Here is a 21,441-nt window from a genome sequence, read left to right as displayed (position 1 = left end):
CGCTCATAAGGAACGAAAATCACTATTGCTTTTCCAGAAAAAGCGTCCACAATGTAATCAGAACCCCTGATTACAAAGGGAATCACCGTGGGCCGACCGACACCACCGAATCTGCGCCGCCGTCAGTTGCTGTGCGCCATGACTGCCCTTGGGCTGGTCGGGATGCCTTTGCCGGCCCTGGCCCGGACCGGGGTGCAGCGCGTGCGCATGTCGGTGGACGGCGATACGACCCGTCTGGTGTTCGACATGGACGGCGAGGCGGAGTACTCGATGTTCCACCTGCAGTCTCCGGACCGCCTGGTCGTGGATATCGAGAACGCCAGGGCGGTGGAAGACCTCAAGATCAGCGACAACCCGCGCTCGGCGATCAAGGCCGTGCGCCATGCGGCACGCAATGGCTCGGATCTGCGGGTGGTCTTCGATCTGCGCAAGCCGGTGGAGCCGCGCAGTTTTGTGTTGATGCCGGCACAGGGTTCGCCACATCGTCTGGTTCTGGACCTGACGAGCGGGGATGCGCCGGCGGCGCCGCGCTCGGCCGAGGACAACGGGTCGCGCCGTGGGCGTTCGCAGGAGAACCTGCGCGATGTCGTGGTGGCGATCGACCCCGGCCATGGTGGACACGATCCGGGTGCGATTGGCCCCGCGGGCACGCGCGAAAAGGATGTGGTCCTGCAGATCGCCAAGCGTCTGGCCGAACGGGTAGACAACGAACGCGGCATGAAGGCCGTGATGACCCGCACCGGCGACTACTTCCTGCCGCTGCGCGAGCGCATCGAGCGGGCGCGTAAGGCGGATGCGGACATCTTTGTGTCGATCCATGCCGATGCCATTGCCAACAGCAACGTGCAGGGGTCCTCGGTATACATGCTTTCCGAGCGCGGGGCTTCCAGTGAGGCCGCGCGGTTCCTGGCCCAGCGCGAGAATCAGGCCGACCTGAGCCTGGGTGGCGTGCCGATCAACGGCAAGGATGACTCCCTCACCAACGTACTGCTGGACCTGGCGCAGAGCGGGAGTCTGGAGGCCAGTAATACGCTGGCCGAGCGGATGATTTCAGAGCTGCACCGGGTGGGCAAGGTGCGCAAGCCGGAGGTGGAGCGGGCCAACTTCGCGGTGCTGCGCGCGCCGGATGTCCCGTCGATCCTGGTAGAGGCGGCATTTATCTCCAACCCCTCCGAGGAGCGCAAGCTTCGCAGCACCAGTTTCCAGGAGTCGCTGGCAGACGCCATGCTGACCGGTTTGCGGTCGTACTTCTCCACCCACGCTCGGCCCGGAACGCTGATCGCCGACGGGCAGCCGGACCAGCACATCATCCGCCCGGGCGAGACCCTCTCCGGGATCGCTGATCGCTACAGCCTGTCCGTGGCGGAACTGCGTTCGGCCAACGACGTGAGTGACGACCGCATCTTTGCAGGTCAGGTCCTGCGCATCCCGCGCGACGGCTGAAGGCGCCGATACGCGGGCAGCCCGTCACGCCTTGCGTCAACCGTCCACCCTTCGGCTAGGCACTCCGGCACCGCCCCGGTTAGGCTAGGGATCCCGTTTTCCCAGGTCCTGCCCGTGGCGATCGCAAAGCTCTCCGAACAACTGATCAACCAGATCGCGGCCGGCGAGGTGATCGAGCGCCCGGCCTCGGTGGTCAAGGAACTGCTGGAGAACGCCCTCGACGCGGGCGCGACGCGGGTGGACGTGCGCCTGGAGCAGGGCGGCATCCGGCTGATCCAGATCAGCGACAACGGCGGCGGGATCTTCCGCGACGAGATGCCGCTGGCCTTGTCGCGCCACGCCACCAGCAAGATCGCCTGCATGGATGACCTCGAGGCTCTGCATACACTGGGCTTTCGTGGTGAGGCGCTGCCATCCATTGCCTCGGTCTCGCGGCTGTCGCTGACCTCCATGGTCGAAGGCGAGCGCAATGGCTGGCGTTTGACCGGGGACGGCTCCGATATCTTCCGCGAGGCCGCCCCGGCCGCGCACCCGGTGGGCACGACGGTCGAAGTCCGCGACCTGTTCTTTAATGTCCCGGCGCGGCGCAAGTTCGTGCGCACCGAGCGTACCGAGTACAACCATTGCGAAAACGTGATCCGCACCCAGGCCGCCTGCTGCCCCGAGGTGGCCTTCAGCCTGCGCCACAACGACCGCGTCACCCTGGACCTGCCGGCCGCAGGCGACCCGGGCGAGCGGGTTCGCGCGCTGCTGGGCGATGCCTTCATGGAGCATGCGACCCCGGTGGACGAGCAGCGGGCCGGCTTGACTCTGTCCGGCTGGCTGGGTTCGCCGACCCAGTCGCGGGCCCAGCCCGACCAGCAGTTCTTCTTTGTGAACGGACGGGCGATCCGCGACCGCGTGCTGGCGGCGGCGGTGCGCAAGGCCTACCAGGATGTGCTCTACCACGGCCGGCATCCGATGTTCGTTCTGGAACTGGAGCTGGATCCGACCCAGGTGGACGTGAACGCGCATCCGACCAAGCAGGAGGTTCGTTTCCGCGAGTCGCGCATGGTCCACGATTTCATCTTCCATGCCCTGCACAAGGCCCTGGCGGCATTGCGCCCCGGAGATGCCGGGCATGCCGCGGCGGTTCCCGGCATGGGCGCATCGGCTCCCCGCGAGCGCGGCGGCGCCTGGCCGGAACAGCAGGATCGCCCGTTGTCGGGGCTAGGCGGTCCGGGCGCGGGTGGTTACGCCTCGGCGCGCGAACCACACCCAGCGTCTGCTAGCCGCGACCCTGCATTTGGCGCCGCCTGGGCGGAGTTTCGCGGAGGCGCGTCCGTCGCCGAAGCCCGGCCCGCCGGTTATGCAGCCACAGCGTACGAGGCCACGGCCGTTACGGCGGCCTCCACCGCACCCGAGACCCCGGCCGATGCCGACGGCATGCCGCCTCTTGGGTTCGCGCTGGGCCAGGTGGCCGAGACCTTTATCCTGGCCGAGAGCGCCCAGGGCCTGATCGTGGTCGACATGCACGCGGCCCATGAGCGCATTACCTACGAGCGCCTCAAGCGTGAGTGGGAGGGGGCGCGGGTGACCTCGCAGCCGATGCTGGTACCGGAAACGCTGGAGGTCACCCCGGCCGAGGCCGAGCTGGCCGAGGAGCATGCGGGTCTGCTGGGTGAGTTCGGTTTCGAGCTGGACCGCGCCGGCCCCGAGACCCTGACCCTGCGGGCGGCCCCGGCCCTGCTGCGCGGTCAGGATGTCGCTCAGCTGGTGCGTGACGTGCTCGCCGACCTGGCGAGCGTTGGCTATAGCCACCGTGCCGAGGGGGCGATGAACGCGGTGCTCGGCACCATTGCCTGTCACGGCTCGGTGCGTTCCGGGCGCCGGCTGACCCTGCCCGAGATGAACCAGCTGCTGCGCGACATGGAGGCCACCGAGCGTAGTGGCCAGTGCAACCACGGGCGCCCGACCTGGGTAGAGCTGGACCACCAGGCACTCGATCGGTTGTTCCTTCGGGGGCGTTGATGGGCGCATTCGGACCCGGCCGCCCGCCGGTGGTGATGCTGGCCGGTCCGACCGCGACGGGCAAGACCGCGCTTTCGCTGGCATTGGCCGAGGCCCTGGACGCGGAGATCGTCAGCGTGGACTCGGCGCTGGTTTATCGCGGCATGGATATTGGCACTGCCAAGCCGGATGCCGCGGAGCGAGCCCGAGTCCCGCACCACCTGCTGGACATCCGCGACCCGGAGGACACCTACAACGCCTCCGGCTTCGCCCGCGATGCGCAGGCCGCGATCGATGCCATCCACGCGCGGGGTCGGGTGGCCCTGCTGGCGGGCGGTACTCTGCTCTACCTGCGGGCCTTGCTGGATGGCTTCGACCCGATCCCACCGGTACCGGATGCGGTGCGCGAATCCGTGCGTGCCCGTCTGGAGCAGGAGGGGGCCGGGGCCCTGCACGCCGAGCTCGCGACGGTGGATCCGGAGGCCGCCGCGCGTATCCACCCGAATGACCCGCAGCGCATCCTGCGGGCCCTGGAGGTCTTTGCCGCCAGTGGCCAGCCGCTGTCGGCGTTTCAGCGGGGCGCGGGGGCCACCATCCCCGCGGGCTGGGTGTCGCTGGCGTTATGGCCGGAGGATCGTGAGCGGCTGCGGGCGCGGATTGCACAGCGCTTCGACGCGATGCTGGAGGCCGGTTTCGTCGATGAATTGATGGCCCTGACCCGGCGCGCGGGCCTGACCGCGGAGCACCCCTCGCAGCGTGCGGTCGGGTATCGCCAGGGCTGGCAGTGGCTGGCCGGCGAATATGACCTGGCTACCTTCCGCGAGCGGGCGATCGCCGCGACTCGCCAGCTGGCCAAGCGCCAGCTGACCGGCCTCCGCCGCTTCCCGTTGCATGCCCGGCTGAACGCCGAGAACGCGGATCTGTCGCAGGCCCTCGAAGCGATTCATGCGGCGTCCATCGCACCCAACGAACGTAAGACGTCACCGAATAACGCCGACCTTGCACCTTGAGCGGCAATGTCGAGCCGGTATGCTACGCTTCAAGAAGGCCCGCCCAACCGCTGGATCGGCATATGCCGAGCGGGCCTCGAGCCAATAATAACGATCAAGGAACGCACTGATGGCCAAAGGGCAAATGTTGCAGGAACCCTTCCTGAATGCGCTGCGTCGGGACCGGATCCCGGTCTCCATTTATCTGGTGAACGGGATCAAGCTGCAGGGGCAAATCGAGTCGTTCGACCAGTTCGTGGTGCTGCTTCGCAGTACGGTCTCGCAGATGGTCTACAAGCATGCGATCTCCACAATCGTCCCGGCTCGCCAGGTGAACATGAGCCTCGAGGGCGAGGCCGCTGCCTCTGCGGAGGCCGAGTCTTGATGACGACGGGTCCCCGGCTTGTTTGAGCGTCCGGAGAGTGGCGGCGAGGCCGCCGTTGGCAATGGCGCGATCCTGGTCGCGCTGAATGTTGGGGACAACCCCGATATCGAGGCCCAGGTTCAGGAGTTCGATGAGCTCGTGCGCTCGGCCGGCGCAGAGGTCCTGGCGGTGGTGCGCGGCTCGCGCGATCGGCCGCATCCCAAGCTATTCGTCGGTGCCGGCAAGGCCGACGAGATTCGCGACGCGGTGCAGGCCTCCGCGGCAGACGTTGTGATCTTCAATCACGCCCTGTCGCCCAGCCAGGAGCGCAATCTCGAGGCCCACCTGAAATGTCGGGTGCTGGACCGCTCCGGCCTGATTCTCGATATCTTCGCCCAACGGGCGCGTTCCCACGAGGGCAAGCTGCAGGTAGAGCTGGCCCAGTTGCGCCATATGTCCACGCGCCTGGTGCGCGGCTGGACTCACCTGGAGCGGCAGAAGGGCGGGATTGGCCTGCGCGGCCCGGGGGAGACCCAGCTGGAGACCGACCGCCGACTTCTGGCCGGGCGTATCAAGCACATCGAGCGGCGCCTGGAAAAGGTCGAGCGCACCCGCGAGCAGGGCCGCCAGGCGCGTCTGCGTAACGAGATCCCTACGGTGTCACTGGTCGGCTACACCAACGCCGGCAAGTCGACTCTGTTCAACCGCCTTACGCACTCGGATGTCTACCAGGCGGACCAGCTGTTCGCGACCCTGGACCCGACCCTGCGCCGTCTGGATCTGGCGCCGCACCAGTCGCTGATCTTGGCGGATACCGTCGGCTTCGTGCGCGACCTGCCGCACGAACTGGTCGCGGCGTTCAAGGCCACGCTCACCGAGACCCGCGAGGCGGCCCTGCTGCTGCACGTGATCGATGCCGCAGACCCCGAGCGCGAGGCGCGCATCCGCCAGGTCGAGGAAGTCCTGGAGGAAATTGGCGCCGAGGAGGTCCCCTGCTGGCGGGTCTACAACAAGATCGACCAGTTGGAAAACCCTGCCGAAGACCCGGACGACCGCTTCGGGTTGGCGGACGATGCCTTCTGGCTGTCGGCACACACGGGTGAGGGCGTTAAGCGCCTGGAACAGCGCCTGGCCGAGACTTTTACCGAATCCATGGTCCAGGGCTGGGTCGAGCTTCCGCCTTCCGCTGGCCGGCTGCGCGCGCGCCTCTACGAGGAAAAGGCTGTGGAGTCCGAACAGACCACGTCGAATGGCTCGATCCAGCTCCGCGTACAGCTGCCCCAGCGGCGCTTCGAGCAGCTCTTCCGCGCGGCTGGGCTGGATCCCGAGACGAGCCTCCTGCAGCCGGAAGATTTGGGGGCAGTCGCCGTCGGACGCTGAGAGGGCTGCAGCCGCGCGCCCCAGCGCGAAGCGAGGACGGCGGCTTCAGGGTTTGGATCAGGTTTCGCCGGTGGCGACGGAGTCGAGGTCGGCGCTGGCGAGATACAGGGTCAGGGTCTCGCCAGCGCGAATGCCATCTCCATTGAGACTGTTCCAGCGCCGCAGGTCGCCGATGCTGACCTGATGGCGGCGGGCGATTCCGGACAGCGAATCACCGGGCTGAACCTCGTATTCGACGCGCTGCCCATCGGGCCCGCGGTCGGGGTCGCTCTGCACCACCTTGAGCGTGTCGCCCGGACGCAGGATGGCATCTGCCTCAAGGTCGTTCGCGGCGCGTAGCTCGCGAATCGTCATGCCGGTGTGCTGGCTGATGTGCCACAGGCTGTCGCCAGGCTGGATCTCGTAGTCTTCGGTGATCGCACCATTGTCGCTGGCGACCTGCAGCGAGTCGTTATGGTCGGGTGCGCTGGCGGGGAGGCGCAAGGTCTGTCCGGCGCGGATCATGTCACCGCTCAGGTCATTCATGTCACGCAGTACCGCAACCTGGGTACCGCCGCGTTCGGCGATCTGGCCCAGGTTGTCTCCATCGCGTACGGTGTACTCGCGAAAGCGAATCAGCGGCTCGTCGTCACGGTCTTCCAGCGCTGTTTCGAGCACTGGTACGACCTCCCGGGGGACGAACAGGTGTTGCGCCCCACCGGGGTGGGTGGCATGGCGGCGGTAGCCGGGGTTGAGCGCCTTCAGGGTTTCGGGATCCAGCTCGACCAGTTCCGCGATCAACGCGAAATCCGCCTGGCGGCCCGGTTCGATCATCTCCAGGGCCGGTTTGTTGGCAATCGGCGCCAGGGCAACGTCGTGGGTGTCGGGATCCATGAAAAGGTGGCGCAGGGCCAACAGGCGCGGAATGTAGGCGGTCGGTTCTGCCGGTAGGTCCAGACTCCAGTAGTCGGTGGGCTCACCACGTGCCGCGTTGTGGTTGATCGCGCGCTGGATGTTCCCCTGGCCGTAGTTGTAGGCGGCCAGAGCCAGATACCAGTCGTCGAAGCGTCGGTGCAGTGCCTGCAGATAGTCCAGGGCTGCCAGCGTCGACTTGTAGACGTCGCGGCGCCCGTCGTACCAGTCGTCGCGTGACAGGTCGAAATGGTCCCCGGTCGCCGGCATGAATTGCCAGATCCCGGCTGCGCGGCTGCGCGACGTCGCATGCGCGACAAACCCGCTCTCCACAATCGGCAGCAGCAGGAGCTCGGCGGGCATGTCGCGCGCTTCAATCTCGGACAGAATGAAGTAGGCGAACGGCTCCGCGCGGCGCGTGGCATGCTCGATGATGCGAGGGTGGTCGCTGTAATGCGTGATGTAGCGTTCGACGCGCTCGTGGTCTAGCGCGTCATTGAAGCCGAAGCCCAGGCGTGCACGCTCCCACAGGTCGTCGGTCTCGGCGGCGCGCTGCGAGGCCTCTCGGTTTTGTCGTTCCATCGCGGCCTGCACGTCCTCCGTGGTGCGCGGTTCGACGATCGGCTGACCCGCCGCTGAGGTATCCAGTGTGCGCTCGGAGTCGTGTAGGCTACAGGCAGAGGCGAACAGGGCCGTCAGGCCGAGGGTCAGGGCGGTCGTGAGCCGCGATTGGAGGCGTGGTTTCATGGCGCTGGAGGATAAACCAGAGATGGAGGATTACCAAGACCCGTTTCTGAACTGGTTGGCGCAGTGGTATGCCCAACCGCAGGGGCGACAGGTCCGAGAGCGCTTTCTGGAACGCATTCGGCGCTATGGCGAACCAGGCCCCGGCGACCTCGCGGTGGAGTTGGCCCCGATCCCCATACTGGAGGATTACGATGCGCTGCAGGCCCCGCTGATCCGGATTGCCTCCCCGAACCCGATGCTGCGTATGGATCCGGAGGCTTGGCCGCTGGAGTCCGCCTGCGCGCAGCGCGTCGTGCTGGCCCATCCCGGTGCCCAGAGCCCGCGCCCGGCCGCGGTCGTGGCCGAAGCGGCGCGAGTGCTGGAACCGGAAGGGCGTATCTTCCTGTTGGAGGGGAATCGCCTGCAACGGGCGGGGCGCAACGGGGTGCGTGCATCCGCGCTTCCGGAAGGTCTGCGCCGGCGCCAGTACCGCGAGCTCCTGGAGGCGGCAGACCTGGAGGTGCTGGATCAGTGGAGTCTCAGCCTGTTGCCGCCGGGGTTGCCGGCGGCCTGGCAGAAGCGCCTGGCGACCATGGATGCCTGGACCCTGCGCGGCCTGCCGCCGCTGGCCAGCATGATTCTGACCGTGGCCCACAAACGAGTGGACATGCCCTTGCGTCCGGCGCAGCGCTTCCGCTTTGCCACGCCTAACCCCGCGATGCGACCGGGGCTGGTATCCTCGCGCTCCTCCAATTCCCAATCCCGAGCGCGCTGAACCGATGGCTGACGAACGCGTGTACATCTATACCGACGGGGCCTGCCGCGGGAATCCCGGGCCGGGTGGCTGGGGCGCGATCCTGCGCTTCGCCGGACGCGAGCGCGAGCTCTACGGGGCCGAGGCCGAGACCACCAACAACCGGATGGAGATGACCGCCGCGATTCGTGCGCTGGAGACCCTGAAGCGACCCTGCAAGGTGGAGCTGGTGACGGATTCCAAGTACGTGAAGCAGGGCATGACCGAGTGGCTGCCCGGCTGGAAACGGCGCAACTGGAAATCCGCCAGTGGCTCGCCGGTAAAGAATCGCGATCTGTGGGAAGAGCTGGATGCGCAGGCCCAGCGCCACGACATTGAGTGGTACTGGGTGCGCGGTCATAGCGGCCATCCGGAGAACGAACGCGCCGACGAACTCGCCAACGCGGGCATCGATGCTCTGTTGGCCGGCGAACCGATCGAGAACTGAAGGAAGCCGCGATGCGCCAGATCGTGTTGGATACCGAGACCACGGGCCTTGAACCCTCCGATGGCCACCGCATCATCGAGATCGGTTGCCTGGAGCTGGATAACCGCCGGCCGACCGGGCGCAAGCTGCATGAATACCTACAGCCGGATCGTGAGATCGATGCCGGTGCGATCGAGGTGCACGGGATCACCAACGAATTCCTCGCCGACAAGCCCCGCTTTGCCGACGTGGCCAGTGAGTTAGTCGATTTCATCCGTGGTGCGGAGCTGATCATCCACAACGCGCCGTTCGATATCGGCTTCATCAATCATGAGCTGCGTCTGCTGGGTGATGCTGCGCCGGTGACCGAGGTGGTCGAGGTCTGCACCGTGCTGGATTCGCTGGTGATGGCGCGGCGTATGCACCCAGGGGCGCGCAACTCGCTGGATGCGCTCTGCAAGCGCTACGAGGTCGATGGCTCCGGGCGTACCCTGCACGGGGCGCTGCTGGATGCCGAGCTGCTGGCGGATGTCTACTTGGCGATGACCGGTGGGCAGGTAGCCCTGACCCTGGATGCCGGGGGCGATGGAGGGGCCGCGGCGGGTCCCGTCAAGGCGCGGCGCTCGGGCAAGCCACTGCCCGTCATCGAGCCGACTCCCGAAGAGCAGGCGGCGCACGAAATACTCCTGCGGACCCTCGACGAAGCGGCCGGCGGTCCCTGCCGCTGGCGCTCTCCTCAAGGCAGCTGAAGTGTGCAGCAGTGCCCGTGAACTGGGTCGCATTTCTTTCCAGGCCGGGAGATCGGCGTCACAGTTACGGCCCGGGATCCGGGTAGTGATCCCGGGCGGGGGCCGGTATGGGGCTAGGGTAGAAGGAGATCTATACCCGAGGCCTTCGTGGATCCAAGTCAACCGCTTCGTTTGACAAGCCTTGAGCGCGCGCTGTTGCGCTATTCTATCGTGCTCACATCGGCCGTGGTGTTGGTGGGGCTGGTGGGACTGATTGTGTGGGCGCTGGGGCAGGTCGTTTCCTTTTTCTATGCCCTGTTGCTGCCGCTGTTGGTGGCCGGTGTGCTCGCCCTGATCCTTTATCCCGTGGTTCGCTGGATCCAGCGCGTGACGCGCTGGCCCCGGGTGACCGTGGTGAGCGTCCTGTTTGTGGCAGTGTTGACGGTCCTTGCGACGGTGGTGGTTGTGGTGGCGCCGGCCGCGAGTGATCAGATTCGGGATTTTGTTGATACCGCGCCCGAGTTGGCCGAGAACGCCTACGACTCGCTCTCGTGGCGTTTTCCGAAGGCTACTGAGTTTGTGGCCGATACGATCTCCGAGATAGATTTGGAAAGCCTGCTCCCCAACCTGGAGGGTATCGGCAGCCGGCTGCTGACCTATGCCGGGGTTGTGGTGGGGCTAGGCTTCGTGCCCCTATATTTGTTCTTTGCATTGCTTTCGGGGGAACGGCTGAAAGATGGCGCGCGCGAGTTGCTGTCGATCTTCAGCCCCCAAGTCCAAACCGACGTGATGTACCTGGTGCGGCTGTTCATCGGTTATATCACCGCGTTTTTCCAGGGGCAGGTCGTGATCGCGCTGATCATGGGCGTATTACTGGCCATTGGGTTCACCATTGTGGGGCTGGAGGCGGCGATTCTGTTCGGCTTGTTGCTGGGAATGCTGAACATCGTTCCATACTTGGGCACGATCGTCGGACTGCTTCTCGCCCTTCCGGTTGCGTACCTTCAGCCGGATGGTGGGTTGCTGCTGGTGGCGCTCGTGTTGTCAGTATTTGTGGTGGTTCAGCTCATCGAAAGCTGGTTGCTGACCCCCAAGATCATGGCCGATCGATCCGGTCTGCATCCCGCTGTCGTGGTGATCTCGATCTTCTTCTGGGGCACGGCCTTGGGCGGCATCATTGGAATGATTCTCGCCGTCCCGTTGTCTGCATTTTTAGTAAGCCTGTGGAAACACGCCAAGGAGAAATGGGCCTCGGCTGTGGTGGATACCCCTGATCTGCAGCATTCGGAACTGGATATGTCGACCGGCTGGCGTGACGCCAACTTGAATCACGGCCGCGACCATCGTTCCGATTGACGTCCCGCGACGGCAGCCAGCGGGAACCAAATGGCTGCCATCGGGTAATGGAGACAGTGTGATGGTAACGAAAAGCAGCTCGCAAAAGACCTCGGAGAAGACGAGCACCGAGACAGAAGCCGATAGCGCGCCGAATACGACACAGCGCGTTGCCGAGCAGGCCCACGAGGCCGTGGACTGGGCGGCCGAGCATGCCGGACAGGCCGAGGAACGAATCCGCGAGGGCATGAACTCGGCGGATGAGGAGGTCCGTGAACGGGCCGCCAAGGCACGCCAGGGATCCGAGGACGTTCTGCGTGCGGTGGGAACCTATATTCGGGAGAATCCCCTTACGGCAGTGGGTCTGGCATTTGTCGCCGGCTCGCTGTTTTCGTCGCTTACGCGGCGCCGCTAGTCGTTTCTCATGAGTAGTGGTGAAGGCCGCGAGGCGCCGCATCCCCCAAACGAGGATGCGGCGGAGCCGACGGCCGACCCGCAAGCGCTGGTGGATGATGTTGGGCGCATGTTGGCGGATTCTGGTCGTCTGTTCGGGGTCGAGACCCGCCGTTTGATCCGAAACACAATCGGCGTATTGGTGCTGGCCGTTGGGCTGGGTGTCCTGCTCGTGTCAACCTGGTTGGTGGCATTGGCTGCCGGGGCTTTTTGGCTGCACGCACAGTTCACCCTGTCGATCATGCAGGCGTTGCTGCTAACGGCGCTGGGCACACTGGTCTCCGCGGCGATCGCGATCTGGGGGCTGTGGCGATTGCTGCGTGGGATGACCTATCCTGAGACTCGGGCGCTCATGCGCGATTTTTTGGCGGCGTTTAGCGCCCGCGGGGAGGCGTAGGTCATGTGGCGTGACTGGATGGGACTGGACCGGCGCGCACGCGGCCTGCGCCGTAAGGTCAAGCAGGACGCTAGCCAAGCGGCTGGTGGGCTGCAGGCGTCCGGTTGGTGGCGGGCTGGACAACGCGTGGCCTCTCCGGAGATGATCCCGAAGGCCTTTCTGGCCGGCTATGCCATGGATCAACTCCGGGCATTGCTGGGCCCGCGGCCCGTTCGGGCTGTGGGCGCTGGATTGCTACTGACCGGGAAGCTGATCTGGGTCGCGCGGCACTGGTTACGCTAGGGAGATGCGCGATTAAATCAGCGTCTCGCTGGTGGTGTTGCCCCTAGATGGAACCTTGAACGCAATCGGCCGGAAGGCGCGTTGGCGTTAGCCGTGTTTTAGAATCCGGGCGCGTTCGCGCTCCCAGTCTTTGTCCTTCTTGTCGGCACGCTTGTCGTATTCCTTCTTCCCCTTGGCCAGCCCGATCTCGAGCTTGGCGCGGCCGCGCTTCCAGTACAGGGCCATCGGAACCAGGGTGTAGCCCTTGCGCTCCACGGCGCCGACCAGACGGTTGATCTCGGAGCGGTGCAGCAGCAGCTTGCGCGTGCGGCTGGGATCCGGATTGATATGGGTGGAGGCGGTGGGGAGCGGCGTGATGTGGGATCCGAACAGGAACGCCTCGCCGTTGCGCAGCAAGACGTAAGCCTCGCTGAGCTGCGCGCGCCCGGCCCGCATGGACTTGACTTCCCACCCCTCGAGCTCAAGCCCCGCCTCCAGCCGATCCTCGATAAAAAACTCGTGGCGCGCCTTGCGATTGAGGGCAATGGTGCTGGAGTTGTCTCCGCCTTGTTTCTTCTTCTTTCCCATAGCCCGCGCAGTGTACTGCACGCAGCCGGTAGAAGCAGTTTGCGTCGGTGCCTGCCAGAAACACGTTCGTTGATGTGCACGTTGATTAGCTGCTCTCCAGGGGGAAAGTTGAGCCTGGCGACCCGCTGCCCCACAATTCCCGCGGACTCGGCGATGCGTGTGTGCGGCCAGCCCTGGATGATTGCGGGCGTGGCGGCGGCATGCGCGCCTTCCGTCTCCGCTCAAAGAGGAGCCACAGATGCCTGCCACGACCTCGATCCACGGGCAATGGACGACCCGCCTGGCCTTCATCCTAGCGGCTACTGGTTCGGCCGTTGGCCTGGGCAATATCTGGCGTTTTCCCTACATCGCGGGCGATAACGGCGGCGGGGCCTTCGTGCTGGTGTACCTCGGCTGCATCCTGCTGATTGGCCTGCCGGTGATGATGGCGGAGATCCTGCTGGGCAGGCGTGGCCGCCAGAGCCCGATCAACACCATGTCGGCCTTGGCGCGCGAGGAAGGATTGACGCGCTCCTGGGGCATGATCGGCTGGATCGGGGTGTTGGCGGGGTTCCTGATCCTGTCGTTCTACAGCGTCGTCGCCGGCTGGTCGCTGTCCTACGTCTTCAAGTCGGGGACCGGCGGGTTCATGGGGCTGGACGCGGATGGTTCAGAGTCCATGTTCGGCAACATGCTGGCGGACCCGGAAGCCCTGCTGGCCTGGCACACCATCTTCATGGTGATGACCGCGATGGTGGTGGCACGTGGGGTCCAGTCCGGCCTGGAAAAGGCGGTGACCATCCTGATGCCGCTGCTGTTCGTGATGCTGGTCGTGATGGTCGGCTATGCGATGGTGCAGGGGCAGTTCCTCGCCGGATTGCAGTTCCTGTTGTATCCCGACTTCAGTTCGCTCTCTGCGAATGCGGTGCTCCTGGCCATGGGGCAGGCCTTCTTTACGTTGAGCCTCGGCATGGGCGCGATCATGATCTACGGCAGTTACTTGCAGAGCGAGGCGTCCATCGCGCGTACCTCCGCAGCTGTGGTCGGGGCGGACACTCTCGTTGCAATCATGGCCGGGCTGGCGATCTTCCCGATCGTGCTGGGGGCGGGGCTTTCCGCCGAACAGGGGCCGGGGCTGATTTTCGTGAGCTTGCCACTGGCGTTTTCGGACATGCCGGGGGGGCTGTACTTCGGCACGATGTTCTTTGTGCTGCTGGTATTTGCGGCCTGGACTTCGGCGATCTCCATCATTGAGCCAGCGGTCGCCTTCCTGGTCGAGAACATGGGTTTGAGCCGTGTGATGGCCACCTCGTGGATTGCCATCGGCGCCTGGCTTCTCGGTATCGCGGCGCTGCTGTCGCTGAACGTGTGGTCCGGCTACACCCTGTTCGACATGGGGGTCTTGGACCTGATGGACTACGTCACGGCCAACATCCTGCTTCCGCTCGGCGGGTTCCTGATCGCGATCTTTGTCGGCTGGCGCATGACCGAGCGATCGGTGCAATCCGAACTGCGCATGAAAAACCCCGTCCTCTACCAGGTCTGGTATTTCCTGGTGCGCTTCGTGGCCCCAGTCGCGATCCTGTTTGTGTTCCTGCGTGCGGTGGAGCTGATCTGATGGCCTCGAAGATTCGCCGCTACGCGGATGTGCCTTATACCCGTGAGCAGATGTTCAACCTCGTCAACGACGTTGACGCCTACCCGGAGTTCCTTCCCGGCTGCCGCAGTGCGTCGGCGCGACCGCGCGGTGAGCACGAGGTCGAGGGGACGATCGAGCTGGCCAAGGGCGCGCTGCACAAATCTTTCACCACCCGTAATATCCTCAAGCGCCCGGAGAGCATCGACATGCGTCTGGTCTCGGGGCCGTTCCGGCGCCTGCACGGCACCTGGACATTCAGCCAGGTCGAGGGGGGCAAGACCCGTATCGCCCTGGAGCTGGAATTCGAGTTTGCCAACCGCATCATGGCCTTTGCGATTGGACCGGTGTTCAACCAGATCGCCAACTCGCTGGTCGATGCGTTTGTTCAGCGTGCGCGTGAGGTTCATGGTGGCGGATAGTCAGGAGGCCCCAGCCGCCGAGGGTGGCATGATCCGGGTGGAGGTCGCTTATGCGTGTCCTGATCGTCAGGTGATCCTGCCATTGGTGGTGCCCGAGGGGACGACGGTGGACACCGCGCTGCGCCAGTCCGAGATCGAAACGCAGTTTCCCGAGATCGATCTGGAGAACGTGAAGGTCGGGATCTTCGGCAAGATCACCCGGCGCGATACCGTGCTCCGCCCGCGTGACCGAATCGAGATCTACCGCCCGCTGATTGCAGATCCAAAAGAGGTGCGCCGCCAGCGCGCCAGCAAGGTGCGCAAGAAGAAGCCGGGCAAGGGCGGTACAGAGACGGATGGCGAGAAGACGAAGGACGCGACGGGGGAGGGTTCCGCCGAGGAATAGGCAAAGGCGGCTTAGCCGCCAAAGCTAGTCGTCCATGTCCACCGGGTGTTCGTCCAGCGCGACCGGCTGCGGGATGTCGGCATCCACGTGGCTGACCACGCCGTTGTCGAAATGCACCGTAACCCGCTGGCGCTCGGTCGAGCCGAAGCCTGGGCGGCGGTAGTAGACGTAGTCCCAGCGGTCGTCGGCCCGGAAGGCGGGCTCCAGCTGGGGCGATCCCATCAGGAAGCGGACCTGCTGCGGCGTCATGCCGGGCTGGATCTGCGCGACCTGTACGGGATCGATCACGTTGCCCTGCTGGACATCCAGACGGAACTGGTTCAGGCCGCCACAGGCGCTCAGCAGGCTTGCGGCCACGGCGATAGAAATGAGAATCTTGATCATCTGAGCGGGCGGTCCTCGGCGTCTGGTGGGCCGTGAACGCGCATGGTACACCAAAGCGTCCTATAGCTCTCAAGCCAAACGGACCGGGGAATCGAGTGATGGAAACCAGCAATCTCAAGAAGGCGGGGCTCAAGGTCACGCTGCCGCGGATGAAGATTCTCGAGATCCTCGAGAATTCGGAAACGCGGCACCTGACGGCCGAGGCGATCTACCGCGAGCTGCTCGATTCCGGCGAGGAGATCGGCCTTGCGACGGTGTACCGAGTGCTGACCCAGTTTGAGGCGGCGGGGCTGGTTTGCCGTTTGCATCTGGAGGGGAATCAGGCGGTATTCGAGCTAGAGCGCGGTGGGCATCACGACCACATCGTCTGCAACCAGTGTGGTCGGGTCGAGGAGTTTTTCGACGAGACCATCGAACGGCGCCAGCGTGAAGTCGCACAGCATCACGGCTTTGCCATCAAGGACCACGCCCTGGTCCTGTACGGCGATTGCACCGACAACGCCTGTCCCCACCGCCCGGCCTGACCGCTATCGGGGTTTTGCTCACCGAGGACCGGCTGGTCCCGGTTCCGCCTCGGGTGTTCCGTAGCTTCCGATTCGGCTGCGTGCCTTGCTGTGGCTGGCCTTGGTTCGGCATCGGGTGTTTACGGTGCCTCCGGTCCGCATACTGCCGAGCGCTGACTCGCCAGCGCGCCCCGAGTGACTTCTTTGCTCGTGCAAAGAAGTCACCAAGAAACACGCCCGACTGCCGCGACCCCGGCCCGCTGCGCGGGCCGGGGTTTCCCTCGCTCCGAGGGTTTTCGCGGGCGGCGCTGAACTCGCTACGCCTTCGGCTCCGCTCAGACATCCAGCGCCTCTTCTCCCGCGAAAACCCTCTCCACTCGGCGCGACGACAACGGGGGGGCTCAAGGTCAAGACAACGGCCGTCCCGACGGTCTTGCCAGTGGAAGATAGCTAGGTCTTCGGACATCCTGGGCACGCTCGGCCCTCGGCCGTTGCGTGCCGCGCCCGCGGTGCGGGCGCCGGGGGCTTTCGGATGGCAATACCTATTGTTGTGTCGGGGGGCTGGAATACCTTCTGTCTTGACTTTCCTCTCCCGTATGGAGCCCCTCGCGGAGGGCGTGATGGGCCGTCCCGTTTTCCATAAATTCGGGGCGCTGGATGTCTGAGCGAAGCCGAAGGCGTAGCGAGTTCAGCGCCGCCGGCCCAGCACGTCCGGAGCGAGGTTCCCGGGCGAAATCCGGGTGCCCTTCTTTGGGCGCTTTCTTGGGCAAGCAAGAAAGTGCCTCGGGGCGCGCTGGCGAGTCAGCGCTCGGCAGTATGCGGACCGGAGGCACCGTAAACACCCGATGCAGAACCAGGACCAGCCTCAACCCGGCAGGCGACCGGCCGGAGGCAGTGCAAACACCCGATGCCGAACGGGGTACGACCCAAGGGGTGAGTGGCCGGTGAAAACCCAGGTCAGGCGGAGGCGTCGAGCTTCGCCGCGAAATGCGCCGGCGCGAAGCCCTCCTGGTTGCGCAGGTAGTTGGCCAGCTGCGCCGTGAAGTCGGCGGGTACCGAGTCCCGCACGACCGGCATCTGGCGCAGCTCGTCCCAGCGCGCGGCCAGGCGCGGGAAGGCATCGGCCTCCCAGGGACTGTCCGGATCGGTCAGCAGCGCATAGCGCATCAGGATCGGCGCCAGGGTCGCGTCGATCAGCGAGAATGCGGACCCTCCCAGACGATCGTCCTGGATAATTTGCTGCTCCAGGCGCTCCAGACCGCGCGCGGCATTGTGGCGCGCCAGCTCGAAGGCATCCTCGGTGGCTGCCGTCATCCAGTGGTACTGGGCGAAGGTCTGCTCGGATAGATACTCGATCCACGCCTGGGTGCGCGCCTGTTCCAGCGGGTCTGCGGGCATCAGTGCGGGCGGGGTGATCGCGTCAATGTACTCATTGATGACCGCCGACTCGAACAGCGCGGTGTCCTGGTCAACGATGAGCACAGGCACTTTTCCCAGCGGCGAGCGCCCGCGGAACCAGTCCGGCGGGTCGGCCAGGTCGATCAGGGTTAAATCGAATGGCGTCTGCTTGTATTTCAGCGTGATCACGCTACGCTGGACGAACGGACAGATGGCGAAACTGATCAGGTGCAGATGCGGCAGATTCATCTTGATTCAAAGCGCCCGCTGGCGGAGACAAACCCACTGGGGATCTCTCCGGGGCGTCAGCTCCTTGTCTCGAAAAGTTGCGCATTGTCCTCCCTCGTGACGACCTGGGAAAGCCTTGGGGCCCGGGACCGCCTTGGGTAAGGGCGGCGGCCACCAGGAACCGCCCAGCCCGGGGCTGCGGGTCGACAAATGGCTGTGGGCCGCGCGCTTCTACAAAACGCGAGCCCTGGCCAGCGAGGCGGTCGGCGGTGGCAAGGTCCATGTGAACGGCGAGCGCTGCAAGCCCGCGCGACGGGTGCACCCCGGTGATCGTCTTACCGTGCACCGCGGCACGCAGGTCTGGGAACTGGACGTCGTCGACCTCAACGAACAGCGCCGCCCGGCCCGGGAGGCGCAGGCCCTGTACGAGGAGACCCCGGAGAGCCAGGCTCGGCGCGAGGCCGAAAGCGAACGCCGGCGCGCCGAACGTGCGGTGGCCGACAGCGCGCCCAGCCATCGACCGGACAAGCGCGAGCGGCGCAAGATTCGTCGCTTTATTCGCCAGGAAGACCACGACAGGAGTGGATCCGAGTGACATCTCCCGAAGGCAGTGGCGGCCCACCGGTAACGCCCCTTCTGGCGGTGGATCTGGTGATCCATCATCCGGCCCATCCGGGGCAGGTGCTGGTCATCGAACGCCGTAATCCCCCGCACGGCTGGGCGCTGCCCGGCGGCTTCGTGGACGTCGGCGAGACCACCGAGCACGCAGCGGTGCGCGAGGCGTACGAGGAGACCGGGCTGGAGGTTGAGCTGGGGGCCCTGTTGGGAGTGTACTCTGATCCGGAACGTGATCCGCGCGGACACACGGTCAGTGCGGTATACGTCGCCAAAGGTCGTGGCCAAGCCCAGGCGGCGGACGATGCCGTGGACTGCGCCTGGCTGGCTCCGGACGATCCGGGACAGTCCCTGGCGTTTGATCACCGTCGCATCCTCGACGACTACCTGCGCTGGCGTCTGACCGGGGAGACCGCGGCCCTGCACGGCGGGTCAAAGGCAGGATGAAGCCGTTGAAGCTGTTACCATACGGCGCTTTCGACCACCGATACGGTTTCGTGTGACTCAGGCTGACCCCGCAACCCGATCCCGGCCCGACAGCGATCTGCCGGAACCGCGCGTCTATGACCGCGCGGAGCACGGCATCTCGCGCGCTGCGATTGACGACAACGCCCTGAAGGTGCTCTACCGCCTGAGGGATGCAGGGTATCGCGCCTGTCTGGTGGGTGGGGGTGTGCGCGATCTGCTACTGGGGCGCGAGCCCAAGGACTTCGACGTGGCGACGAATGCCACGCCGGAGCAGGTGCGCGGGTTATTTCGCAACTGCCGCCTGATCGGACGACGCTTCCGCCTCGCGCATGTGCTGTTCGGGCGCGAGATGATCGAGGTCGCCACCTTCCGCGCCCCGCACGACGACGAGTCCGAGGACGAAGGCCAGGTCGCGTTGAGCGAGGAGGGCCGCATCCTGCGCGACAACCGCTACGGGACGATCGAGCAGGATGCGATCCGCCGCGATTTCAGCGTCAACGCGCTGTACTACGACATCGAGGACTTCTCGGTGCTGGACTACACCGGCGGGGTCGAAGACCTGCGCAAGGGCGTGCTGCGCCTGATCGGCGACGACGTCGAGACCCGGCTGCGCGAGGATCCGGTACGTATGCTGCGTGCGGTGCGTTTTTCCGCCAAGCTGGGGCTGAGCATCGCACCGGAGGTTGAGGCCGGCATCCACGAACTCGCCACACTGATGCAGACGGTGGCGCCCGCGCGGCTGTTCGACGAGGTGATCAAGCTGTTTCACAGCGGTGCGGCGGTCACCTGTCTGGACGAGCTGGAACGCTTCGGCCTGTTCGAGCCGATGTTCCCTGAGGCTGCGACCTGCTTCGCCGACCCGGATGCCGGCGCCGAGCGCCGCCAGTTCCTGGTCGAGTCGTTGCTCAATACCGACAAGCGCATCAACGAGGGGTTGGGTGTGAACCCGGCGTTCCTCTATGCCGCGATACTCTGGGCCCCGGTGCAGATCGCCGCGGCTCGACGTATCGACGACGGCGAGCAGGAGATCCCGGCCTGGCAGCAGGCGATGGCCGAGGTGCTGGAGCGCCAGGTGAAGACCGTCTCCATTCCCAAGCGTTTCAGCCTGATCGTGCGCGAGATCTGGGAGCTGCAGGCACGCCTCGAACGTCACCGGGGGGCACGCGCGCTGCGCCTGTTGTCACACCCACGCTTTCGAGCTGGCTACGACTTCCTCTGCCTGCGGACCCGTGCCAGCGATGCCGACCCGGAGCTGTGCCGCTGGTGGACCGAGATCCAGGAACAGGACGAGGCTGGGCAGAAGGCCCTCGCGGGGGCTGCGCCTGGCAAGGGCGCCAAGGGCAAATCCCGCCGCGGCGGGCGTCGCCGCCGACGCGGTCGCAAGGGTGGCGCGGACGGCGCGGGCGATACCCAGGGCAAAGGTTCCGGGAGTGAGAAGGGAGAAGGCGCATGACGGTGGCCAGTGGTGTGCAGGCCTATGTCGGCATTGGCGCGAATCTCGGCGATCCCGAGGCGCAGGTTCGTGAATCCTTCTCCCGTCTGGCCTGCGAACTGCCGCAGACGCGCCTGACCGGGCGCTCGCGGCTGTTTCGCAACCCGCCGATGGGTCCGCAGGACCAGCCGGATTACGTCAATGCGGTCGCCCGCCTGTATACCCGCCTGGAGCCCCTGGCGTTGCTGGAGGGCCTGCAGGCGATCGAGTGCGCCTGCGGGCGCGAGCGCGACGGTACCCGCTGGGGACCGCGCCTACTGGATCTCGACCTGTTGCTGTTTGCGGATCAGGTGCTGGATCTGCCCGGGTTGCAGGTTCCGCACCCTGGAATCGCCGAGCGCGACTTCGTGATCCTGCCGCTACTGGAGCTGGCGTCGGGGTTGCAGGTGCCGGGTATGGGCGCGCTGGAGCAACTGGCTGAACGTTTTGATGGCGCGAGCCTGATCCCGATCGCGGAACCGGGGGAGGCCGCGGCGACCGCGGAGGGGCGCGGATGAGCCTGACCGATTTCGACTTCATCGCGGTGGAGGGACCCATCGGGGTCGGCAAGTCGAGCCTGGCTCGGCGATTGGCCGAGCACCTGCAAGCCGAGGGGATCTTCGAGCAGCCGGACGAGAACCCCTTCCTTGATCGTTTTTATCAAGAACCACAGAAACACGCGCTGGCGACCCAGCTGCATTTCCTGGTGCAGCGTGTGCGGCAGCTGACCCCGGTGGCGCAGAAGGGGTTGTTCGAGCAGCGTCATGTGTCTGACTACCTGATGGACAAGGATCCGCTGTTCGCCGAGTTGAACCTGCACCCGGACGAGCTGGAGATCTATCGCGAGATGTTCCGCCACCTGCGAGGCGGGCTGCCGCAGCCGGACCTGGTGATCTACCTTCAGGCGCCGGTGGATATACTGCAAGAGCGCATCCGCAAGCGGGCGCGACCGTACGAACGTCACATCGAGGCCGATTACCTGGAGCGATTGAACGCCGCCTACGCGGAATTCTTCTATCATTTTGAAGGACCGGCGCTCGTGATTGTGAACGCCACCGAGATCGACTGGGTGAACAACCCCGCCGACTTCGACCAGCTGGTGCAGTTCCTGGAGCCGATTCAGGGTGGGCGGCACTACTTCAACCCGTTGCCGATCACGCTCTGATGGCGGCAAGCCGGACTGCCCGG

At 65.4% G+C, this 21,441-nt stretch carries 26 protein-coding genes; 22 read left to right on the top strand and 4 right to left on the bottom strand.

Annotation, left to right across the window (positions count from 1 at the left end; translation table 11 throughout):
* The first annotated feature begins 138 nt into the window (after nucleotides 1–138).
* The 5 genes from F462_RS03725 (at nucleotide 139) to hflX (ending at nucleotide 6,165) form a co-directional block, all read left to right on the top strand.
* Nucleotides 139–1,443 (top strand): N-acetylmuramoyl-L-alanine amidase, encoded by a 1,305-nt coding sequence (locus tag F462_RS03725; protein ID WP_051918106.1) that lies wholly within the window; start codon nucleotides 139–141, stop codon nucleotides 1,441–1,443.
* A 114-nt stretch (nucleotides 1,444–1,557) separates the two neighbouring features.
* Nucleotides 1,558–3,453, top strand: coding sequence for a DNA mismatch repair endonuclease MutL (mutL, locus tag F462_RS03720; RefSeq protein WP_038051713.1), 1,896 nt, complete (start codon nucleotides 1,558–1,560; stop codon nucleotides 3,451–3,453).
* Nucleotides 3,453–4,442 (top strand): tRNA (adenosine(37)-N6)-dimethylallyltransferase MiaA, encoded by a 990-nt coding sequence (miaA, locus tag F462_RS03715; protein WP_038051712.1) that lies wholly within the window; start codon nucleotides 3,453–3,455, stop codon nucleotides 4,440–4,442. The genes mutL and miaA overlap by 1 nt, the downstream gene beginning before the upstream one ends.
* Nucleotides 4,443–4,551: 109 nt before the next feature.
* Nucleotides 4,552–4,806: an RNA chaperone Hfq gene (hfq, locus tag F462_RS03710; protein WP_038051709.1), complete on the top strand. Its 255-nt coding sequence runs from the start codon at nucleotides 4,552–4,554 to the stop codon at nucleotides 4,804–4,806.
* Between the two features lie 18 nt (nucleotides 4,807–4,824).
* Nucleotides 4,825–6,165 carry a ribosome rescue GTPase HflX gene (gene hflX / locus F462_RS03705; RefSeq protein ID WP_038051705.1) on the top strand — a complete coding sequence of 447 codons (1,341 nt, stop codon included), beginning with the start codon at nucleotides 4,825–4,827 and terminating at the stop codon, nucleotides 6,163–6,165.
* 57 nt (nucleotides 6,166–6,222) lie between these two features.
* On the opposite strand, the gene F462_RS03700 is transcribed toward hflX, so the two are convergent.
* On the bottom strand, nucleotides 6,223–7,803 hold the full coding sequence (locus F462_RS03700; RefSeq protein WP_038051702.1) for a LysM peptidoglycan-binding domain-containing protein: 1,581 nt from the start codon (nucleotides 7,801–7,803) through the stop codon (nucleotides 6,223–6,225).
* Here F462_RS03700 and F462_RS03695 point away from each other — a divergent pair.
* The 7 genes from F462_RS03695 to F462_RS03665 all read left to right on the top strand — a co-directional run bounded on the left by F462_RS03695 (nucleotide 7,802) and on the right by F462_RS03665 (nucleotide 12,197).
* Complete coding sequence (locus tag F462_RS03695) at nucleotides 7,802–8,557, top strand: hypothetical protein (protein WP_038051698.1); 756 nt, start codon at nucleotides 7,802–7,804, stop codon at nucleotides 8,555–8,557. The two genes, F462_RS03700 and F462_RS03695, sit on opposite strands and share 2 nt — an antisense overlap.
* 4 nt (nucleotides 8,558–8,561) lie before the next feature.
* The gene (gene rnhA, locus F462_RS03690) at nucleotides 8,562–9,023 is read left to right on the top strand and encodes a ribonuclease HI (RefSeq protein ID WP_038051694.1); all 462 of its coding nucleotides are present in this window, start codon (nucleotides 8,562–8,564) and stop codon (nucleotides 9,021–9,023) included.
* An 11-nt stretch (nucleotides 9,024–9,034) separates the two neighbouring features.
* Nucleotides 9,035–9,751, top strand: coding sequence for a DNA polymerase III subunit epsilon (gene dnaQ, locus F462_RS03685; protein ID WP_038051692.1), 717 nt, complete (start codon nucleotides 9,035–9,037; stop codon nucleotides 9,749–9,751).
* A gap of 147 nt (nucleotides 9,752–9,898) precedes the next feature.
* Nucleotides 9,899–11,086, top strand: a complete 1,188-nt coding sequence (locus tag F462_RS03680; RefSeq protein WP_038051688.1) for an AI-2E family transporter — start codon at nucleotides 9,899–9,901, stop codon at nucleotides 11,084–11,086.
* Between the two features lie 58 nt (nucleotides 11,087–11,144).
* Entirely contained in the window at nucleotides 11,145–11,480 is a 336-nt protein-coding gene (locus tag F462_RS03675) for an ElaB/YgaM/YqjD family protein (protein ID WP_371180488.1), read from the top strand.
* Between the two features lie 9 nt (nucleotides 11,481–11,489).
* Complete coding sequence (locus F462_RS03670; protein WP_038051681.1) at nucleotides 11,490–11,915, top strand: phage holin family protein; 426 nt, start codon at nucleotides 11,490–11,492, stop codon at nucleotides 11,913–11,915.
* Between the two features lie 3 nt (nucleotides 11,916–11,918).
* Nucleotides 11,919–12,197 carry a hypothetical protein gene (locus tag F462_RS03665; RefSeq protein ID WP_038051679.1) on the top strand — a complete coding sequence of 93 codons (279 nt, stop codon included), beginning with the start codon at nucleotides 11,919–11,921 and terminating at the stop codon, nucleotides 12,195–12,197.
* An 87-nt stretch (nucleotides 12,198–12,284) separates the two neighbouring features.
* Here F462_RS03665 and smpB read toward each other — a convergent pair whose 3' ends face one another.
* Nucleotides 12,285–12,764: an SsrA-binding protein SmpB gene (gene smpB, locus F462_RS03660; RefSeq protein WP_018141981.1), complete on the bottom strand. Its 480-nt coding sequence runs from the start codon at nucleotides 12,762–12,764 to the stop codon at nucleotides 12,285–12,287.
* A gap of 238 nt (nucleotides 12,765–13,002) precedes the next feature.
* On the opposite strand from smpB, the gene F462_RS03655 reads away from it, so the two are divergent.
* Genes F462_RS03655 through F462_RS03645 form a run of 3 tightly spaced genes read left to right on the top strand, consistent with a single transcriptional unit; the run spans nucleotide 13,003 to nucleotide 15,186 of the window.
* Nucleotides 13,003–14,361: a sodium-dependent transporter gene (locus F462_RS03655; protein ID WP_018874354.1), complete on the top strand. Its 1,359-nt coding sequence runs from the start codon at nucleotides 13,003–13,005 to the stop codon at nucleotides 14,359–14,361.
* Nucleotides 14,361–14,801: a type II toxin-antitoxin system RatA family toxin gene (locus F462_RS03650; protein ID WP_018874353.1), complete on the top strand. Its 441-nt coding sequence runs from the start codon at nucleotides 14,361–14,363 to the stop codon at nucleotides 14,799–14,801. Before F462_RS03655 ends, F462_RS03650 begins: the two co-directional genes overlap by 1 nt.
* Nucleotides 14,788–15,186, top strand: coding sequence for an RnfH family protein (locus F462_RS03645; RefSeq protein WP_038051676.1), 399 nt, complete (start codon nucleotides 14,788–14,790; stop codon nucleotides 15,184–15,186). Before F462_RS03650 ends, F462_RS03645 begins: the two co-directional genes overlap by 14 nt.
* Nucleotides 15,187–15,210: 24 nt before the next feature.
* On the opposite strand, the gene F462_RS03640 is transcribed toward F462_RS03645, so the two are convergent.
* Nucleotides 15,211–15,570: an outer membrane protein assembly factor BamE gene (locus F462_RS03640; RefSeq protein WP_018874351.1), complete on the bottom strand. Its 360-nt coding sequence runs from the start codon at nucleotides 15,568–15,570 to the stop codon at nucleotides 15,211–15,213.
* A 98-nt stretch (nucleotides 15,571–15,668) separates the two neighbouring features.
* Here F462_RS03640 and fur point away from each other — a divergent pair, with 98 nt between their 5' ends.
* Both fur and F462_RS13945 read left to right on the top strand, forming a co-directional pair.
* Nucleotides 15,669–16,094, top strand: a complete 426-nt coding sequence (fur, locus tag F462_RS03635; RefSeq protein ID WP_018141976.1) for a ferric iron uptake transcriptional regulator — start codon at nucleotides 15,669–15,671, stop codon at nucleotides 16,092–16,094.
* 425 nt (nucleotides 16,095–16,519) lie between these two features.
* Nucleotides 16,520–16,738, top strand: a complete 219-nt coding sequence (locus F462_RS13945) for a hypothetical protein (protein ID WP_156100412.1) — start codon at nucleotides 16,520–16,522, stop codon at nucleotides 16,736–16,738.
* A 292-nt stretch (nucleotides 16,739–17,030) separates the two neighbouring features.
* Here the strand turns inward: F462_RS13945 and F462_RS03630 are convergent, their stop codons facing one another.
* Nucleotides 17,031–17,720, bottom strand: coding sequence for a glutathione S-transferase family protein (locus F462_RS03630; protein WP_038051673.1), 690 nt, complete (start codon nucleotides 17,718–17,720; stop codon nucleotides 17,031–17,033).
* A 133-nt stretch (nucleotides 17,721–17,853) separates the two neighbouring features.
* On the opposite strand from F462_RS03630, the gene F462_RS03625 reads away from it, so the two are divergent.
* From F462_RS03625 to F462_RS03605, 5 genes are read left to right on the top strand one after another with little or no spacing between them, the layout of a single operon-like run.
* On the top strand, nucleotides 17,854–18,294 hold the full coding sequence (locus F462_RS03625; RefSeq protein WP_018141974.1) for an RNA-binding S4 domain-containing protein: 441 nt from the start codon (nucleotides 17,854–17,856) through the stop codon (nucleotides 18,292–18,294).
* Nucleotides 18,291–18,761: an NUDIX domain-containing protein gene (locus F462_RS03620; RefSeq protein WP_038051670.1), complete on the top strand. Its 471-nt coding sequence runs from the start codon at nucleotides 18,291–18,293 to the stop codon at nucleotides 18,759–18,761. Before F462_RS03625 ends, F462_RS03620 begins: the two co-directional genes overlap by 4 nt.
* A 52-nt stretch (nucleotides 18,762–18,813) precedes the next feature.
* Nucleotides 18,814–20,235 carry a polynucleotide adenylyltransferase PcnB gene (gene pcnB / locus F462_RS03615; protein ID WP_038051667.1) on the top strand — a complete coding sequence of 474 codons (1,422 nt, stop codon included), beginning with the start codon at nucleotides 18,814–18,816 and terminating at the stop codon, nucleotides 20,233–20,235.
* Nucleotides 20,232–20,771, top strand: coding sequence for a 2-amino-4-hydroxy-6-hydroxymethyldihydropteridine diphosphokinase (folK, locus tag F462_RS03610; RefSeq protein WP_038051664.1), 540 nt, complete (start codon nucleotides 20,232–20,234; stop codon nucleotides 20,769–20,771). The genes pcnB and folK overlap by 4 nt, the downstream gene beginning before the upstream one ends.
* A complete protein-coding gene (locus F462_RS03605) occupies nucleotides 20,768–21,418 on the top strand; it encodes a deoxynucleoside kinase (protein WP_038051661.1) in 651 nt (216 codons plus the stop codon). The genes folK and F462_RS03605 overlap by 4 nt, the downstream gene beginning before the upstream one ends.
* Nucleotides 21,419–21,441: the final 23 nt, after the last annotated feature.

Source organism: Thioalkalivibrio sp. ALJ1, from assembly GCF_000745395.1.
Lineage (GTDB): Bacteria > Pseudomonadota > Gammaproteobacteria > Ectothiorhodospirales > Ectothiorhodospiraceae > Thioalkalivibrio.
Note: the sequence above shows the minus strand (reverse complement) of the source record. Positions and strands in the feature narration are given on the sequence as shown.

Bases quoted from the DNA above. Each gene is read 5' to 3' on its own strand.
- F462_RS03725 (WP_051918106.1), top strand. From the start codon at position 139: ATGACTGCCCTTGGGCTGGTCGGGATGCCTTTGCCGGCCCTGGCCCGG.
- miaA (WP_038051712.1), top strand. From the start codon at position 3,453: ATGGGCGCATTCGGACCCGGCCGCCCGCCGGTGGTGATGCTGGCCGGT.
- hfq (WP_038051709.1), top strand. From the start codon at position 4,552: ATGGCCAAAGGGCAAATGTTGCAGGAACCCTTCCTGAATGCGCTGCGT.
- F462_RS03695 (WP_038051698.1), top strand. From the start codon at position 7,802: ATGGCGCTGGAGGATAAACCAGAGATGGAGGATTACCAAGACCCGTTT.
- F462_RS03700 (WP_038051702.1), bottom strand. From the start codon at position 7,803: ATGAAACCACGCCTCCAATCGCGGCTCACGACCGCCCTGACCCTCGGC.
- rnhA (WP_038051694.1), top strand. From the start codon at position 8,562: ATGGCTGACGAACGCGTGTACATCTATACCGACGGGGCCTGCCGCGGG.
- dnaQ (WP_038051692.1), top strand. From the start codon at position 9,035: ATGCGCCAGATCGTGTTGGATACCGAGACCACGGGCCTTGAACCCTCC.
- F462_RS03670 (WP_038051681.1), top strand. From the start codon at position 11,490: ATGAGTAGTGGTGAAGGCCGCGAGGCGCCGCATCCCCCAAACGAGGAT.
- F462_RS03665 (WP_038051679.1), top strand. From the start codon at position 11,919: ATGTGGCGTGACTGGATGGGACTGGACCGGCGCGCACGCGGCCTGCGC.
- smpB (WP_018141981.1), bottom strand. From the start codon at position 12,764: ATGGGAAAGAAGAAGAAACAAGGCGGAGACAACTCCAGCACCATTGCC.
- F462_RS03655 (WP_018874354.1), top strand. From the start codon at position 13,003: ATGCCTGCCACGACCTCGATCCACGGGCAATGGACGACCCGCCTGGCC.
- F462_RS03650 (WP_018874353.1), top strand. From the start codon at position 14,361: ATGGCCTCGAAGATTCGCCGCTACGCGGATGTGCCTTATACCCGTGAG.
- F462_RS03645 (WP_038051676.1), top strand. From the start codon at position 14,788: ATGGTGGCGGATAGTCAGGAGGCCCCAGCCGCCGAGGGTGGCATGATC.
- F462_RS03640 (WP_018874351.1), bottom strand. From the start codon at position 15,570: ATGATCAAGATTCTCATTTCTATCGCCGTGGCCGCAAGCCTGCTGAGC.
- fur (WP_018141976.1), top strand. From the start codon at position 15,669: ATGGAAACCAGCAATCTCAAGAAGGCGGGGCTCAAGGTCACGCTGCCG.
- F462_RS03630 (WP_038051673.1), bottom strand. From the start codon at position 17,720: ATGAATCTGCCGCATCTGCACCTGATCAGTTTCGCCATCTGTCCGTTC.
- folK (WP_038051664.1), top strand. From the start codon at position 20,232: ATGACGGTGGCCAGTGGTGTGCAGGCCTATGTCGGCATTGGCGCGAAT.
- F462_RS03605 (WP_038051661.1), top strand. From the start codon at position 20,768: ATGAGCCTGACCGATTTCGACTTCATCGCGGTGGAGGGACCCATCGGG.